This is a genomic window from Massilia eburnea (assembly GCF_050709955.1).
Lineage (GTDB): Bacteria > Pseudomonadota > Gammaproteobacteria > Burkholderiales > Burkholderiaceae_D > Rugamonas > Rugamonas eburnea_A.
Genome location: NZ_JBNZFX010000026.1, coordinates 1 through 13,121 on the forward strand (window position 1 = coordinate 1; position 13,121 = coordinate 13,121).

The following is a 13,121-nucleotide window of genomic DNA, read 5'->3' on the forward strand; positions in this document are numbered from 1 at the left end:
ACATATAATGCTGTCATGAAAAATCTAATTATCCTGGCCGCGCTGTGCGCCGCCTTCTCCGCGCAAGCCGCGGAAACCACGCCGCAAGCGGCACTTGATCAATTCCTGAAGTTCGAGCTGGATGGCGGACGCCTGCACAACGATACCGAAGGGTATTACGAACAGGTTCACCTGGTGGACGGCTGGAAAACCGACGCAGTGAAATGCGACGGCGCACGCTGCAAGGCAACTGTCACCTTCACCTACACCCCGACGTCCGGCTTGGATATGGAGCAGGCCGTGCCACATCCGAAAGGCGGCACCGCGCAAGTCGAATACGTCGTGCTTCAGAATGGCGGCCAGTGGCAGGTGGAAGCCGGCAAGGACACGCCCCACGTTTCGCGCGTGGCGTTGGAAAAAATGCTGAAAGAAGGTCTCTAATTAAAAGTCGGGGTCAGCTCCGGCAATAAGACATTTCGCGCAGCGAAATGTCTTATTGCCGGAGCTGACCCCGACTTTTAAGCACTAACCAATGAAGGAGTCGAACTGCATGTCGAACTCCTGCAGCGCTTTCTGGGCGTTTTGCATTTTCTTGCGGAACTCGGGGCCGCGCTTCAGCGCCAGGCCGACGGCCAGCACGTCGATCACCACCAGGTAGGCCAGGCGGGCCGAGATCGGGGGGTGTAGGGGTCGGTGTTGAAGATCAGGTCGATCGGGATCAGCACCGTGGCCGCTTCCGCCAGCGGGGTGCCGGATGGTGCCAGCACGATCACGTCGGCACCGCCTTCCTTGGCCAGCTTGGCCGAGCGCACCAGCGCCGGGCTGTTGCCGCGCTGGGAAATCGCTACCACCGCGTCGCCTTCATGCAGCAGGGCCGCTGAAATACTGTGGATCGCCGGGTCGGCGTAAGCCACGGTCGGCACGCCGGAGCGGAAGAATTTGTGCTGCGCGTCGGCTGCCACGATACCGGAAGTTCCGTGGCCGTAGAACTCGATCTTGCGTGCGCGCGACAGGATGTCGAGCGCTTTCTGCACCGGTTCTGCGTTCAGGTTGTTGCGCAGGTCCAGCAGCGTGTTGATGGAGCGGCTGCAAATCTTGTTCACCAGGTCGGACGCCAAATCGTCCTGCGCCGGCTGGTCGTTCAGGCCGGGCAGCGCGAGGGCCAGGCCCTGCGCCAGCTTCAGCTTGAATTCATGCCAGCCGTCGTAACCCAGCGTGCGGCAGAAACGCACCACGGTCGGCTCTGACACTTGCGCGCTCTTGGCCAGTGCCGTGATGTTGGCGCCCACCGTGCGGGTAGGGTTGTCTAGCACCGCCAGCGCGACCTTGCGCTCCGATTTGGAGAGCGAGTCGAGCTGGGTGCGGATGGAGTCGAGCAGCATTTAGTCTTCAGGCAGGGCTTCTTCGCGCCATTGTAGCCCGTCACGGCCGATCAGCGCACTGGCGGCCGCTGGGCCCCAGGTGCCGGAGGTGTAGGGCAGCGGCGTGGAATCGTCCTGCTCCCAGTTGTTCAGGATCGGTTCGACCCATTCCCAGGCAGCTTCCAGTTCGTCGCCGCGCATGAATAGGGTCAGTTGGCCGCGCAGCACGTCCAGCAGCAGGCGCTCGTAGGCATCCATGCGCGGCATCTTGAAGGTTTCGCGGAAGTCCAGTTCCAGCTCCGCCGGTTTCAGGCGCATGCCTTCGCCCGGGGTCTTGGCCATCAGGTTCATGCGCAGGCCTTCGTCCGGCTGCAGGCGGATCACCAGGGAATTGGGCTGGAAGCTGGAAGTCGGCTGGTTGAAGATCGAGTGCGGGATCTGCTTGAAGCGCACCACGATCTCGGCCAGCGAGTCGGCCATGCGCTTGCCGGTGCGCAGGTAGAACGGCACGCCGGCCCAGCGCCAGGTGTCGATTTCCACTTTCATGGCGACGAAGGTTTCGGTCTTCGAATTCTGCGGCGCTTCCGGTTCGTCGCGGTAGCTCGGTACGGCCTTGCCTTCCACGTGGCCGGCGCGGTACTGGCCACGCACGATGTTCTGCGCCAGCGTGGTCGGGGTGAAGCGTTTCAGGGAGCGCAGCACCTGCAGCTTGGAGTCGCGCACGGCGTCCGGTGCGATCGAAGTCGGCGGCTCCATGGCAACGATACAAAGCAGTTGCAGGAGGTGGTTCTGCAACATGTCGCGCAGCGCGCCGGAGGTGTCGTAGTAGCCAATGCGGTTGCCAACGCCCAGCTTCTCGGCAATGGTGATCTGCACGTCGGAGATCCACTCGCGGCGCCACAGCGGTTCGAACAGGATGTTACCGAAGCGCAGGGCCAGCAGGTTCTGCACGGTCTCTTTGCCCAGGTAGTGGTCGATACGGTAGATCTGCTGTTCTTCGAAGACCTTGCCCACTTCCTTGTTGATCTGCTTGGCCGAAGCCAGGTCGCGGCCCAGCGGTTTTTCCAGCACCACGCGCGAATTGGCGGTGGCCAGGCCGTTGTCCTTCAGGTTGTCGCAGATGCGCGAGAACAGGGCCGGCGGGGTTGCCAGGTAGTAGACGCGGGTAATCGCAGGATCGTTGCGAAGCGCCTCCAGCAGGCCCTTATAGCTGGAGGAGTCGACGGCATCCAGCGCGACGTAGACGATGCGGGCGATGAAGCGGTTCCAGTTTTCGTCGGTAGCCTTGGCGGACTTGATATGGGGACGCGAAGTGGTGGTCACCATATTGATGAACTCTTCCTGCGTGCTTTCCTGGCGGCCGACGCAAACGATGCGCGCGGTCGGAGGCAGGTCGCCGCAAACGTCGCGGCTGAACATTGCGGGCAGCAGCTTGCGCATTGCCAGGTCGCCGCTGCCGCCAAACAGAACCAGGTCGAAATCAGAGAGAGCCATAATCTTCTTCAGTGTGGGTTGGATCAATTTTCTACGTAGGCCGGCTCAATGCGGCCGGCAACGGGCACGCGTACCGACAGTACTTTACCGCTCAGCGGCATGGCCGCCAGTTCGTCGGCCGGGCGCTTGCTGGCAGTGGTGATGTACAGCGTGCGCAGGTCGGGGCCGCCGAAGGCCACCATGGTCGGGCAGCGTACCGGCAGGCGGATCTCGTCGAGCTGGTCGCCTTGCGGCGACAGCTTGAGGATGCGGCCGCCTTCAAACATGGCGACCCAGTAATTACCTTCGCTGTCGACTGCCGCGCCGTCCGGGCGGCCGCCGTAATCGGCTGCCGATTTGTCGGTGCTGAAGCGGCGCACGTCGCGTTCATCGCTGACGGTGCCGGACAGCAGGTCGAAGGCGAAGCGGGTGACGCGGTGGCTGGCTGTCTCGGCGTGGAACATGGTCTTGTTGTCCGGGCTGAAGCCCAGGCCATTCGAATTGACCATGCCGCCCGACCACACCTTGCGCACCTTGCCGCGTTCGAGCACAAACATTTCCGCGGCCGGCTTGTCACGCGGCTCGTAAATGGTGCCGCACCAGAAGCGGCCAGCCGCGTCGCATTTGCCGTCGTTAAAGCGGGTCGTCGATTGGTCGAAAGGCGCCTCCGCCACCAGTTTCAGCTCGCCGGTATCCGGGTTGAAGTGGGAAAAACCGCGGCGCTGGGCAACCATCAGGCCGCCTTTTGCAGCACGCGCCAGCGACGATGCTTCGCTGTCGACTTTCCATTGGTCGTGCTGGCCGGTGCCGGTGCACAGGCGATGGATGGCAAAGCCTTCGATATCGACCCAGTACAGGGCTTTTTCGTCCGGCGCCCACAGCGGGCTTTCGCCCACGGTCATGGTGGCGTCGCAGGCGACATCGATCTGGTAGCTGCTCATTGGATCTGGGCCGACTTGGCCATCACGATCAGGCCGTTGGTCGAACTGTCATGTGCTTCCGGATCGACCTTGCCGGTCAACTCGGCCTCGATTTTCCTGGCCAGCACCTTGCCCAGTTCCACGCCCCATTGGTCGAAGCTGGCGATATTCCAGATCACGCCCTGCACGAAAGTCTTGTGCTCGTACAGCGCGATCAGCGCGCCGAGGGTGGATGGCGTGAGCTGGTCCATCAAGATGGTGTTGGAAGGGCGGTTGCCGGGGAAGGTCTTGTGCGGGACCATCTCCTCGATTTCCGCAACCGGCAGGCCGGCGCCTTTCAGCTCTGCGCGTACTTCGTCCTCGGTCTTGCCCTTCATGAAGGCTTCCGACTGGGCAAAGCAGTTCGCCAGCAGGGCGTCGTGATGGCCCGGCAGGTCGTGGGTGGCGCGCAGGGCGGCGATGAAGTCGATCGGCGTGACGTCGCTGCCCTGGTGCAGGAGCTGGAAGTAGGCGTGCTGCGCGTTGGTGCCGCACTCGCCCCAGACGATAGGGCAGGTTGGCGTGTCCACCGGCTGGCCGTTCTTGGTCACGCGCTTGCCGTTGCTTTCCATGTCGAGCTGCTGCAGGTAAGCCGGGAAGCGGTTCAGGTCCTGGTGGTATGGCGCGATGGACAAGGAGCTGGCGCCGAGGAACTGGCGATTCCAGAAGCCGATCAGGGCCAGCAGTACCGGCATGTTCGCTTCCAGCGGTGCTTCGCGGAAGTGTTCATCCATCGCATGCGCGCCTTCCAGGAAAGCCTGGAAGTAGCCGAAACCGATCGCGATCGCAACCGACAGACCGATTGCCGACCACACGGAATAGCGGCCGCCTACCCAGTCCCAGAACGGGAACATGTTTTCAGGATCGATGCCGAAGGCGCGCACCGCATCGGTATTGGTGGACACGGCGACGAAGTGGCGCGGCAGGTCTGCTTCTTTTGCCTTGGCCAGGAACCAGGTGCGCGCGGTCTGCGCATTCAGCATGGTTTCTGCGGTGGTGAAGGTTTTCGAGGCGACGATGAACAGCGTGGTTTCAGGATTCACTTGCGCCAGCACCGCATCGATATCGTGACCGTCCACGTTGGAGACGAAGTGCGTTTTCAAGCGCGGGTGGCAGTAGGATCGCAAGGCCAGTACCGCCATCTTCGGGCCCAGGTCGGAGCCGCCGATGCCGATGTTCACCACGTCGGTGACTGGCTTGCCGGTGTGGCCCAGCCAGCCCCCATTGCGTACCTTGTCGGTAAACACCTTGATTCGGTCCAGCACCGCGTGCACGTCGGCGTTCACATCCTGGCCATCGACCTTTTGCGCCTTGCCGCGCGGCATACGCAGGGCCGTGTGCAACACGCTGCGGCGTTCGGTAATATTGATTTTTTCACCGCCGAACATGGCATCGCGCTGCTCGGTCACGCCGCGCGTGCGGGCCAGGTGCACCAGCAGCTGGATGGTCTCGTCGTTCGCGCGGTTCTTGGAGTAGTCCAGGAACAGGCCTGCCGCATCGACCGTCATGCGCGGGAAGCGGCCAGGGTCGTTCTGGAATAACTGGCGCATTTGCCAGTCGCGGGCATCGTGGGCGTGGTTTTCGAGGGCCTGGTAGGCCGCGGTGGAGGTCAGGGCGGGCAAGCGCATAATGTCCTGTGGCATATGGTTTTATGAATTGTGTTTAACTATACAGGAAAAAAAGGTAAATTCACTACAAATCTTTTCATGCGCAGGTGTTGTGAGTGTCTGACACCCGTAATTTGGCGTGTTTTGATGCAAAGGTAGCGCTCGCGATCTGGAATTTTGTAGTAAAATTTCCGAAAATTCATTGAAAAGGAACGATCATGCCGTTGCATCCAGTCCTGGAAAAAGTCACCGCACGCGTCATCCAGCGCAGCCGCGTTTCGCGCGGCGCCTACCTGGCGCACCTCGAGGCGGCCCGCGTCAAAGGCCGCACCCAGCGTGGCACCTTGTCCTGTACTAACCTGGCGCACGGTTTTGCCGCGTTCCCGGCAAACGATAAGCTGATCCTGAAGGAAGTGAAGCAGCCGTCCGTGGCGATCATCTCCGCTTACAACGACATGCTGTCGGCCCACCAGCCCTTCGAGACCTTCCCTGCCATCATCAAGGATGCGGTGCGCAAGGTTGGCGCGGTGGCGCAGTACGCGGGCGGCACCCCGGCCATGTGCGACGGCGTGACCCAGGGCCAGCCGGGCATGGAGCTGTCGCTGTTCTCGCGCGATGCGATTGCGATGTCGGCGGCGATCGGCCTGTCCCACAATATGTTCGATTCCGTGCTCTACCTGGGCGTATGCGACAAGATCGTGCCGGGCCTGCTGATCGGCGCGCTGCACTTCGGTCACCTGCCTGCCGTCTTCGTGCCGGCAGGCCCGATGACCTCCGGCCTGTCGAATAAAGAGAAAGCGGCGATCCGCCAGCGCTACGCCCAAGGCAAGGCCACCCGCGAAGAGCTGCTGGAAGGCGAGGCCCAGTCCTATCACGGCGCCGGCACCTGCACCTTCTACGGCACTGCCAATTCCAACCAGTTGCTGATGGAAATCATGGGCCTGCACCTGCCGGGCGCCGCCTTCATCAATCCGGGCACTCCGCTGCGCGATGCGCTGACTGCCGCCGCCGCACAGCGCGCGGCGCAGATCACCGAGATGGGCAACGAGTACATCCCGGTTGGCCATATCGTGGACGAGAAGTCCATCATCAACGCCGTGGTGGGCCTGCTGGCTACCGGCGGTTCGACCAACCACACCCTGCACCTGGTGGCGATTGCCAAGGCGGCCGGCGTGGTGATCGACTGGGACGATTTCAATGAGCTGTCTGCTGTAGTGCCGATGCTGTGCCGCATCTACCCGAACGGCGACTCCGACGTGAACCACTTCCACGCTGCTGGCGGCACCGGCTTCGTGATCCGCGAGCTGCTGGATGCAGGCCTGCTGCACGACGACGTCAACACCATCCTGGGCAAGGGCCTGCGCGCGCACTGCGCCGAGCCGTTCCTGAACGACGATGCGAGCGGCGTGATCTTCAAGGAAGCGCCGCTGAAGAGCGCCGACGAAAAGGTGCTGCGCGGCGCTGCAGATCCGTTCTCGAAGGATGGCGGCATGGTGCTGGTGCAGGGTAACCTGGGGCGCGCCATCATGAAGGTATCCGCGGTCAAGGAAGAGCACCGCAGCGTGGAAGCGCCGGCCCTGGTGTTCGATTCGCAGGAAGCCTTCATGGCGGCCTACAAGGCCGGCACGCTCGATCGCGACTTCGTGGCGGTGCTCCGCTTCCAGGGTCCGAAAGCCAACGGCATGCCGGAACTGCACGCCCTGACCCCGGCACTGGCCAACCTGCAGGACGCCGGCCGCAAAGTGGCGCTGGTGACCGATGGCCGCATGTCCGGTGCTTCCGGCAAGGTGCCTGCTGCGATCCACGTGTCGCCGGAAATCCTGGCGGGCGGTCCACTGGGCCTGGTGCGCGACGGCGACATCATCCGCGTCGACGCCGCCAGCGGCACGCTGGAAGCGCTGGTGTCGTCCGACGTCTGGCATGGCCGTTCGATGGCGCAGGCCGATCTGTCGCCAAATCAGATCGGCATGGGCCGCGAACTGTTCACCATGTTCCGCAACAACGTGTGCGCAGCGGAGCAGGGCGCCACCAGCTTCCCGCTGCCGTCCCCGATCCAGACCACCGTGCCGCTGCACGGCGAAGACAATGTGGGCAATACCGTGCCCGGTTCCGATGAAGATTTCCTCGCAAAGAAAGCTTGACATGACCCTGCTCGAAATTATGCGTACTTCGGCCGTGATCCCTGTGATCGCGATTGACGATCCCGATCACGCCGTGCCGCTGGCAAAAGCCCTGGTGGCAGGCGGCATCCGCGTGCTGGAAGTGACCCTGCGCACCCAGCACGGCCTGGGTGCGATCCGCGCCATGAGCCAGGTGGAGGGCGCCATCGTCGGTGTCGGCACACTGACCCAGCCTGAGGAATTCGTCGCCGCGCGCGATGCCGGTGCGGTGTTCGGTGTGTCGCCGGGCCTGACGGATGCGCTGATCGCTGCCGCCAAGTCGAGCGGCCTGCCGCTGCTGCCTGGCGTGATGACCCCATCGGAAGTGATGAAGGCGCGCGAGCAGGGCTTCAAGCAACTGAAGCTGTTCCCGGCCGTTCCAGCCGGCGGCGTTGGCATGCTGAACGCCATCGCCGGCCCGCTGTCGGACGTGGTGTTCTGCCCGACTGGCGGCATTTCGCAAGACACCGCGCCAGCCTTCCTGTCGCTGAAGAACGTGGCCTGCGTGGGCGGCTCCTGGCTGACGCCAAAGGATGCCATGCAAGCCGGCGACTGGGACCGCATCACCGCCATCGCCAAGGCGGCCAGCGCGCTGCGCCACTGATGGAAGTCATCGCCCGGCCGTTGACGTCGGGTGAGATCGCGCTGGCCCGGCTGGTGTTCGGCGGCGCGATCGACTACCAGCGGGTGCGCATCCACAACACCCGCTTCATTCCTTTCCTGCAGCGTAAAGACGTCTGCATCACGCCGAACGGCGAACTGTATTTCCACATTTCCCGCTACCGCCCGGACTTCTCGCTCGCCACCGAGCGTGAACAGCATTGGTTCATGCACGAGATGGTCCATGTCTGGCAGCACCAGCTTGGCTATCCCGTGATGTGGCGCGGCGCCATCCGCCTGGGCCTGAACTATGACTATGAGGTTTCGCCCGAACTGCGGCTGTGCGACTTCAATATGGAAGCCCAGGCCGAGGTGCTGGCCGACTACTTTGCCATGGTCTACCAGCACAAGCTGGATGCGGGCCTGTACCACGACATGCTGCGCGATTTTCTGCGCGATCCCGCATCGCCGGCCAATCTGCCACGTATATTTTTTGCTAACGGTATGCTATCGTAGTTGCTTTAAAGCACCTATTTGAGCATCCATGCATAACCCCTATCAAACTCCACTAGCCGACCTTGACACCGCGCGCGCTGAAGAAATCGACACGCCGCCCGAAGTCGGTGGTTTCTGGATTCGTGTTGGCGCCCAGATACTGGACGTTATCTTCCTATCGCCCGTCATCGGGCTGACCTTCTGGCTTAGCTCCATGTCGCGTTATTTCTACGCGATCTGGCTCATTCCAGGAACGATGCTGGGCATGTTCCTGACGGTCTACCTGGTGCGCCGGTATGGCGGTTCGCCTGGCAAGCTGGTGCTGAAGCTGCGTGTCCAGATGCAGGATGGCGCACCTGTTTCGACCAAGGCGGCCTGGCTACGCGTGGCGCCAGTGCTGGCGCTGTCGCTCGCAACGAATATCGGAAGTGCCTATGCCGCGATGAACCTGGATCAGGCGACATACTTCTCGTTTGGCTTCATGCAGCGGGCCGCGGCCATAGCCGCTCTTTCTCCAGGCTGGGCTTCGTTGGCACAGACACTGATGCAGGTGTGGATGTTGGCAGGTGCGGTGGCCATGCTGTGCAATAAGCGCCGCCCGCGCCCTGCATGATTTCCTGGCCGGGGACCGTCGTCGTTAAAGCGAAGCGGGACATCTGATGGCGGAGCGCCAGACACCGCCCTTGGTCGCTGGAGTTCTCGGGGCTATGCTTGGCGGTGTAATGGGGCGCTGCCGCAAAGGGTGCCACCCTCGCCTGGGGCCAAGCGGATCCCGGATGGGGCCTCGTATCGGCGCTGCTTGGGCTGGTCTCCGGCCCTTTTATGCTGGTGCTTGACTTGCTGGCCCTGTTCGGAAAAGGCCCGCCAAGTAATCTGGAAATGTTGTCATGGAGTGGTATTGGAGTCGTGATCGGGACAATCGCCGGCTACCTTAGCAATAAAGATCAATAATTTGCTAACATGCAAACTTTGCATTTGGCGGAGCAGCGGCGATGGGGATGGAGATTGAAGTGGCAGGCGACCTGGTGACGGCCAGCCTGGTAGCCAAAGAGGTCGAAGGCGATGCAGGCAGGTCCGGCGAACACGCGCACAGCGCACCATGCGCCAACTGCGGCACGCCAGTCACCGCCAATTACTGCAGCAACTGCGGCCAGAAGGGTCACCTGCACAAGTCGGTGCTGCATCTGGGGCGAGGAGTTGATCCACGGGCTGCTGCACTTCGATACCAAGGGGTGGCGCACCTTGCCGCTGCTGGTTGCCCGTCCGGGCCAGCTGACGCGCGCTACATCGACGGCCAGCGCACACGCTTTGTCTCGCCGCTGGCACTGTTCCTGTTCATGATGTTCTTCATGTTCTTTGTCTTCTCGCTGACGATGGGCACCAGTTCGGGCCCGAGCACCGGCAAGGTCAACGACGGCAAGAATGGCAAGGCTGCCTTCGAGAGGACGATGAACGGCAAGATCGCCGAGCAGAAAATAAAGATTGCCGAGGCGGAGGCGGACCTCAAGGCGGCGGAACCCGGGTTCGGCCGAAGTTCGTAAAGCCCAGCACAGGCTGGATGAGGCAAAAGAAGCGTTCGACGGGTTGAGCAGCGCCCTGGCTGCCGGCAAGATTGCGATGACCGGCACTTCCAAGTTCACTGAAACGATCAGCCGGCCGGCAAGGATGCCGGCAAAGATGCTGGCAACGATACAGGCAAAGATGCAGGCAAAGATGAAGCCAGGGAGGCAGGCGAGGGTAGCGCCAAGGAAGCGCGAACACGAAGGAGCCTGGCATCATTGAGGAAATCCTCAACGATGTCGCCGAAGAGGTAACGGAGGAAGACGCGGCTGGCGGCAAGAGCGCCAAGCATTCCGACGCAGGCTGGATTGGCAAGGGCATCAAGCACGCTGTCGACAACCGGAACTGGCCAAGTACAAGCTGAAGAACGCAGCCTACAAATACTCCTTCCTGCTGGTGCCGATTTCCTTGCCCTTCCTGTGGCTGATGTTCTTCTGGCGCCGCGGCATCACGATGTACGACCACGCCGTGTTCTCGCTGTATTCACTGTCGTTCATGTCGCTGCTGTTTACCATCGTCGCGACACTGAGCTACTTTGATTTCGGCGGCTTGGGCGCGCAGTCCTGTTCGTCTTCATCCCGCCGGTGCACATGTTCCTGCAACTGCGCGGCGCCTACAGCCTGTCACGCTTCGGCGCGCTGTGGCGCACCTGCTTCTTGCTGTTCATGACCTTCATCGTGCTGACCATGTACACGCTGGTCGTGCTGGCGCTGTCGGCGACTTAATCCTGCAGCAGCGCTGCACCGGCGCGGGCGATCTGGGCGTCTTGCGATGCCTGGACGCCCGCCACTCCGATGGCGCCGATCACTTTGCCGGCGGCCACCAGGCGCACGCCCCCTTCCACCGGCAACGAGTCCGGCAAGCCGAGTACGACGGCATTGCCTTTTTCCAGCAGGTCCTGGTGAAACTTGGTATCGCGGCGGTAGTTGACCGCATGTCGGGCTTTGCCTTGCGCTACGATGACCGTGGAGTTGGCCGTGTCGTCCATGCGGACGAAGTGTATAAGCTGACCCGCTTCATCGACGACGGCAATCGACACGTTCCAGTTGTTTTTTGCGCGCTTCCGCCTCGGCGGCTGCGGCGATCTGTTTCACCACATTCAGGTTCAGTACCGCGCGTTGAGTGAGCTGGGAGTTGAGTGGCGCGGCGCGCGCAGCGATCGGCAGGGCTATTACCAGGCAAAGCAGGGCGGTTCGCAGCATTGAGGCCTCCAAGGTTAGAATGCTCGCAATTCTGTCATAGATTGCATATGAAAGTTGACATCGAACGTATCCGCGCCGGCGCCTCAGGGGCCGAAGCCGCGGGCTTCCTGCTGGCGGACCAGCAGGCCCTGATCCATCAACAGGGCTGGCTGAAAATGCTGGCGCCGCGCGCTGCGGGCGGGGCGGAAATGCCTTTGCCGCAAGTGGTCCGGCTGGAAGAGGCTATCGCGGAGGCGGATGGCAGCATGGGGTGGGTGGTCACGCTATGTGCGGGAGCGGGCTGGTTCGCAGGCTTCCTGCCGCCTGAATCGGCGCGAGAAATCATCGCCACGCCCAACGTCTGCCTGGCGGGCAGCGGGGCCCCGACCGGTTTCGCTGACACGGAAGGCGATGGCTATCGCATTACGGGCCGCTGGGACATCGCAAGCGGTGCGCCGATGGCAACGCATTTCACGCTCAATGCGGTGCTGCGCGGAGAACGGCCTTCCGCTGAACCGGACCGGATGGTGGACCGCAGATCCAGGCTTTCGTGGTGCCGGCCCGCGCAGGTGGTGATTGAGCCGACCTGGCGCAGTTTTGGCATGAAAGGTTCTGCCTCGCACAGTTACCGTATCGATGGCGCGTGGGTGCCGGCCAGCCATGGATTCACGGTTGATCCCGCGCATGCGACGGCGCGGGGTACGCTGTACCGCTTCCCCTTCATGCTGTTGGCGTGGGTGACGCTGGCAGCCAACTTGTCCGGCATGGCGCGGCATTTCCTGGCCTTGGCGCAGGACATCGTCGCGGTGCGCCGCCAGCCGCCTGCCAGCGCCCAGGATGCGCTGGCAAGAGCGGCGCTGGCGCTGCAGGGCGCGCGTGAGCGCATGGTCGCGTTGCTTGACCCAGGCCTGGGCCCAGGCCGGAAGGGGAGGATGGCCGCGTCGAGGAGGCGCTTGACGCGCAATTGCGCGAAGCTTCGATGGCGCTGGTGCTGGCGGGCGCGTCGGGCAGTGGGCGACATCTATCCGTACTGCGGTCTGCGCGCTGCGCAAGAAGATTCTGAGATCAACCGTGTCTGGCGCGATTTCCATACCGCCAGCCAGCATGCCTTGTTCACACCATGATTGAATTCCTGTTCGAGTTAATTGGCGAGTTCCTGATTCAGCTGGCGGTGGAAGCATTGGTCGAACTGGGCTTTCATTCCTTCGGAGAGCGCCGTCGTCCGCTCAATCCCTGGCTGGCGGGCCTTGGCTACGCCATCTTCGGCGCCATTGCGGGCGGCATCACGCTCTGGCTGCTGCCCGACCACCTGGTGCGCAACGAAGTGCTGCGCAAACTTAACCCTGCTGGTTACTCCGCTGGCAGCGGGCGGCCATGATGTGCCTGATAGGTGCCTGGCGCGCCCGCCGCGGCGACGCCGTGTTGCGTATCGACCGTTTCGCGTATGGTTATGTATTCGCGCTGTCGCTGGCGCTGGTTCGTTTTGCTTTTGCACAGTAGGAGAGGGCAATGGCCTGGCTGATCTTCAAGTACCTGGTTACGGCCGGTGTGGTGGTCGCAGTATCCGAATTCGCCAAGCGCAGCGATCGCCTGGGTGGCCTGATCGCGGCGCTCCCGCTGGTGACGGTGCTGGCGCTGATCTGGCTCTACGTTGAAAAGCAGCCGCATGAAAAGATCGCCAACCACGCCTGGTATACCTTCTGGTACGTGGTGCCGACGCTGCCGATGTTCCTGGTCTTCCCGTGGC

General features: G+C 62.5%; 17 protein-coding genes and 1 pseudogene. 11 read left to right on the top strand and 7 right to left on the bottom strand.

Going from position 1 to position 13,121, the window contains the following annotated elements; genetic code table 11:
* The first annotated feature begins 15 nt into the window (after nt 1-15).
* Nucleotides 16-420 carry a hypothetical protein gene (locus tag ACQ4MM_RS14040; RefSeq protein ID WP_431477947.1) on the top strand — a complete coding sequence of 135 codons (405 nt, stop codon included), beginning with the start codon at nt 16-18 and terminating at the stop codon, nt 418-420.
* Nucleotides 421-504: 84 nt separating this feature from the next.
* Here ACQ4MM_RS14040 and ACQ4MM_RS14045 read toward each other — a convergent pair.
* The 4 genes and pseudogenes from ACQ4MM_RS14045 to pgi form a co-directional block, all read right to left on the bottom strand.
* Nucleotides 505-1,361, bottom strand: a pseudogene (locus tag ACQ4MM_RS14045) (SIS domain-containing protein).
* Nucleotides 1,362-2,834, bottom strand: coding sequence for a glucose-6-phosphate dehydrogenase (gene zwf / locus ACQ4MM_RS14050; RefSeq protein ID WP_431477948.1), 1,473 nt, complete (start codon nt 2,832-2,834; stop codon nt 1,362-1,364). It lies immediately after the preceding pseudogene.
* A 23-nt stretch (nt 2,835-2,857) separates the two neighbouring features.
* Entirely contained in the window at nt 2,858-3,754 is an 897-nt protein-coding gene (locus ACQ4MM_RS14055) for an SMP-30/gluconolactonase/LRE family protein (protein WP_431477949.1), read from the bottom strand.
* On the bottom strand, nt 3,751-5,400 hold the full coding sequence (gene pgi, locus ACQ4MM_RS14060; RefSeq protein WP_431477963.1) for a glucose-6-phosphate isomerase: 1,650 nt from the start codon (nt 5,398-5,400) through the stop codon (nt 3,751-3,753). The genes ACQ4MM_RS14055 and pgi overlap by 4 nt, the downstream gene beginning before the upstream one ends.
* Nucleotides 5,401-5,597: 197 nt before the next feature.
* Here pgi and edd point away from each other — a divergent pair, with 197 nt between their 5' ends.
* The 5 genes from edd to ACQ4MM_RS14085 all read left to right on the top strand — a co-directional run bounded on the left by edd (nt 5,598) and on the right by ACQ4MM_RS14085 (nt 10,174).
* Nucleotides 5,598-7,520, top strand: a complete 1,923-nt coding sequence (gene edd, locus ACQ4MM_RS14065; RefSeq protein WP_431477950.1) for a phosphogluconate dehydratase — start codon at nt 5,598-5,600, stop codon at nt 7,518-7,520.
* A 1-nt stretch (nt 7,521) separates the two neighbouring features.
* On the top strand, nt 7,522-8,142 hold the full coding sequence (gene eda, locus ACQ4MM_RS14070) for a bifunctional 4-hydroxy-2-oxoglutarate aldolase/2-dehydro-3-deoxy-phosphogluconate aldolase (RefSeq protein ID WP_431477951.1): 621 nt from the start codon (nt 7,522-7,524) through the stop codon (nt 8,140-8,142).
* Entirely contained in the window at nt 8,142-8,654 is a 513-nt protein-coding gene (locus tag ACQ4MM_RS14075; protein WP_431477952.1) for a Rhs element Vgr protein, read from the top strand. Before eda ends, ACQ4MM_RS14075 begins: the two co-directional genes overlap by 1 nt.
* A 28-nt stretch (nt 8,655-8,682) precedes the next feature.
* Nucleotides 8,683-9,246: an RDD family protein gene (locus tag ACQ4MM_RS14080; protein WP_431477953.1), complete on the top strand. Its 564-nt coding sequence runs from the start codon at nt 8,683-8,685 to the stop codon at nt 9,244-9,246.
* A gap of 385 nt (nt 9,247-9,631) precedes the next feature.
* A complete protein-coding gene (locus ACQ4MM_RS14085; RefSeq protein WP_431477954.1) occupies nt 9,632-10,174 on the top strand; it encodes a DUF3667 domain-containing protein in 543 nt (180 codons plus the stop codon).
* Nucleotides 10,175-10,567: 393 nt separating this feature from the next.
* On the opposite strand, the gene ACQ4MM_RS14090 is transcribed toward ACQ4MM_RS14085, so the two are convergent.
* Complete coding sequence (locus tag ACQ4MM_RS14090; RefSeq protein ID WP_431477955.1) at nt 10,568-10,690, bottom strand: hypothetical protein; 123 nt, start codon at nt 10,688-10,690, stop codon at nt 10,568-10,570.
* A gap of 93 nt (nt 10,691-10,783) precedes the next feature.
* Here ACQ4MM_RS14090 and ACQ4MM_RS14095 point away from each other — a divergent pair, with 93 nt between their 5' ends.
* Nucleotides 10,784-10,918 (top strand): hypothetical protein, encoded by a 135-nt coding sequence (locus ACQ4MM_RS14095; RefSeq protein WP_431477956.1) that lies wholly within the window; start codon nt 10,784-10,786, stop codon nt 10,916-10,918.
* On the opposite strand, the gene ACQ4MM_RS14100 is transcribed toward ACQ4MM_RS14095, so the two are convergent.
* Together ACQ4MM_RS14100 and ACQ4MM_RS14105 are read right to left on the bottom strand one after the other, a co-directional pair.
* The gene (locus ACQ4MM_RS14100) at nt 10,915-11,232 is read right to left on the bottom strand and encodes a GlcG/HbpS family heme-binding protein (protein WP_431477957.1); all 318 of its coding nucleotides are present in this window, start codon (nt 11,230-11,232) and stop codon (nt 10,915-10,917) included. The genes ACQ4MM_RS14095 and ACQ4MM_RS14100 overlap by 4 nt on opposite strands.
* Entirely contained in the window at nt 11,210-11,395 is a 186-nt protein-coding gene (locus ACQ4MM_RS14105) for a hypothetical protein (RefSeq protein WP_431477958.1), read from the bottom strand. Before ACQ4MM_RS14105 ends, ACQ4MM_RS14100 begins: the two co-directional genes overlap by 23 nt.
* Nucleotides 11,396-11,442: 47 nt before the next feature.
* On the opposite strand from ACQ4MM_RS14105, the gene ACQ4MM_RS14110 reads away from it, so the two are divergent.
* The 4 genes from ACQ4MM_RS14110 to ACQ4MM_RS14125 all read left to right on the top strand — a co-directional run.
* Complete coding sequence (locus ACQ4MM_RS14110; RefSeq protein ID WP_431477959.1) at nt 11,443-12,498, top strand: acyl-CoA dehydrogenase; 1,056 nt, start codon at nt 11,443-11,445, stop codon at nt 12,496-12,498.
* On the top strand, nt 12,495-12,752 hold the full coding sequence (locus ACQ4MM_RS14115) for a hypothetical protein (RefSeq protein WP_431477960.1): 258 nt from the start codon (nt 12,495-12,497) through the stop codon (nt 12,750-12,752). The genes ACQ4MM_RS14110 and ACQ4MM_RS14115 overlap by 4 nt, the downstream gene beginning before the upstream one ends.
* Nucleotides 12,749-12,874 (top strand): hypothetical protein, encoded by a 126-nt coding sequence (locus ACQ4MM_RS14120; protein ID WP_431477961.1) that lies wholly within the window; start codon nt 12,749-12,751, stop codon nt 12,872-12,874. Before ACQ4MM_RS14115 ends, ACQ4MM_RS14120 begins: the two co-directional genes overlap by 4 nt.
* A 9-nt stretch (nt 12,875-12,883) precedes the next feature.
* Nucleotides 12,884-13,121: DUF3147 family protein (locus ACQ4MM_RS14125; RefSeq protein WP_431477962.1), on the top strand; the 238-nt coding region annotated here is incomplete at its 3' end.

What these genes read in the sequence shown, in the direction of transcription:
- ACQ4MM_RS14040 (WP_431477947.1), top strand. Translation starts at nt 16, where the DNA reads ATGAAAAATCTAATTATCCTGGCCGCGCTGTGCGCCGCCTTCTCCGCG.
- zwf (WP_431477948.1), bottom strand. Translation starts at nt 2,834, where the DNA reads ATGGCTCTCTCTGATTTCGACCTGGTTCTGTTTGGCGGCAGCGGCGAC.
- ACQ4MM_RS14055 (WP_431477949.1), bottom strand. Translation starts at nt 3,754, where the DNA reads ATGAGCAGCTACCAGATCGATGTCGCCTGCGACGCCACCATGACCGTG.
- pgi (WP_431477963.1), bottom strand. Translation starts at nt 5,400, where the DNA reads ATGCGCTTGCCCGCCCTGACCTCCACCGCGGCCTACCAGGCCCTCGAA.
- edd (WP_431477950.1), top strand. Translation starts at nt 5,598, where the DNA reads ATGCCGTTGCATCCAGTCCTGGAAAAAGTCACCGCACGCGTCATCCAG.
- eda (WP_431477951.1), top strand. Translation starts at nt 7,522, where the DNA reads ATGACCCTGCTCGAAATTATGCGTACTTCGGCCGTGATCCCTGTGATC.
- ACQ4MM_RS14075 (WP_431477952.1), top strand. Translation starts at nt 8,142, where the DNA reads ATGGAAGTCATCGCCCGGCCGTTGACGTCGGGTGAGATCGCGCTGGCC.
- ACQ4MM_RS14080 (WP_431477953.1), top strand. Translation starts at nt 8,683, where the DNA reads ATGCATAACCCCTATCAAACTCCACTAGCCGACCTTGACACCGCGCGC.
- ACQ4MM_RS14085 (WP_431477954.1), top strand. Translation starts at nt 9,632, where the DNA reads ATGGAGATTGAAGTGGCAGGCGACCTGGTGACGGCCAGCCTGGTAGCC.
- ACQ4MM_RS14090 (WP_431477955.1), bottom strand. Translation starts at nt 10,690, where the DNA reads ATGAACGACAGTGAATACAGCGAGAACACGGCGTGGTCGTACATCGTG.
- ACQ4MM_RS14095 (WP_431477956.1), top strand. Translation starts at nt 10,784, where the DNA reads ATGTTCCTGCAACTGCGCGGCGCCTACAGCCTGTCACGCTTCGGCGCG.
- ACQ4MM_RS14105 (WP_431477958.1), bottom strand. Translation starts at nt 11,395, where the DNA reads ATGCTGCGAACCGCCCTGCTTTGCCTGGTAATAGCCCTGCCGATCGCT.
- ACQ4MM_RS14110 (WP_431477959.1), top strand. Translation starts at nt 11,443, where the DNA reads ATGAAAGTTGACATCGAACGTATCCGCGCCGGCGCCTCAGGGGCCGAA.
- ACQ4MM_RS14115 (WP_431477960.1), top strand. Translation starts at nt 12,495, where the DNA reads ATGATTGAATTCCTGTTCGAGTTAATTGGCGAGTTCCTGATTCAGCTG.
- ACQ4MM_RS14120 (WP_431477961.1), top strand. Translation starts at nt 12,749, where the DNA reads ATGATGTGCCTGATAGGTGCCTGGCGCGCCCGCCGCGGCGACGCCGTG.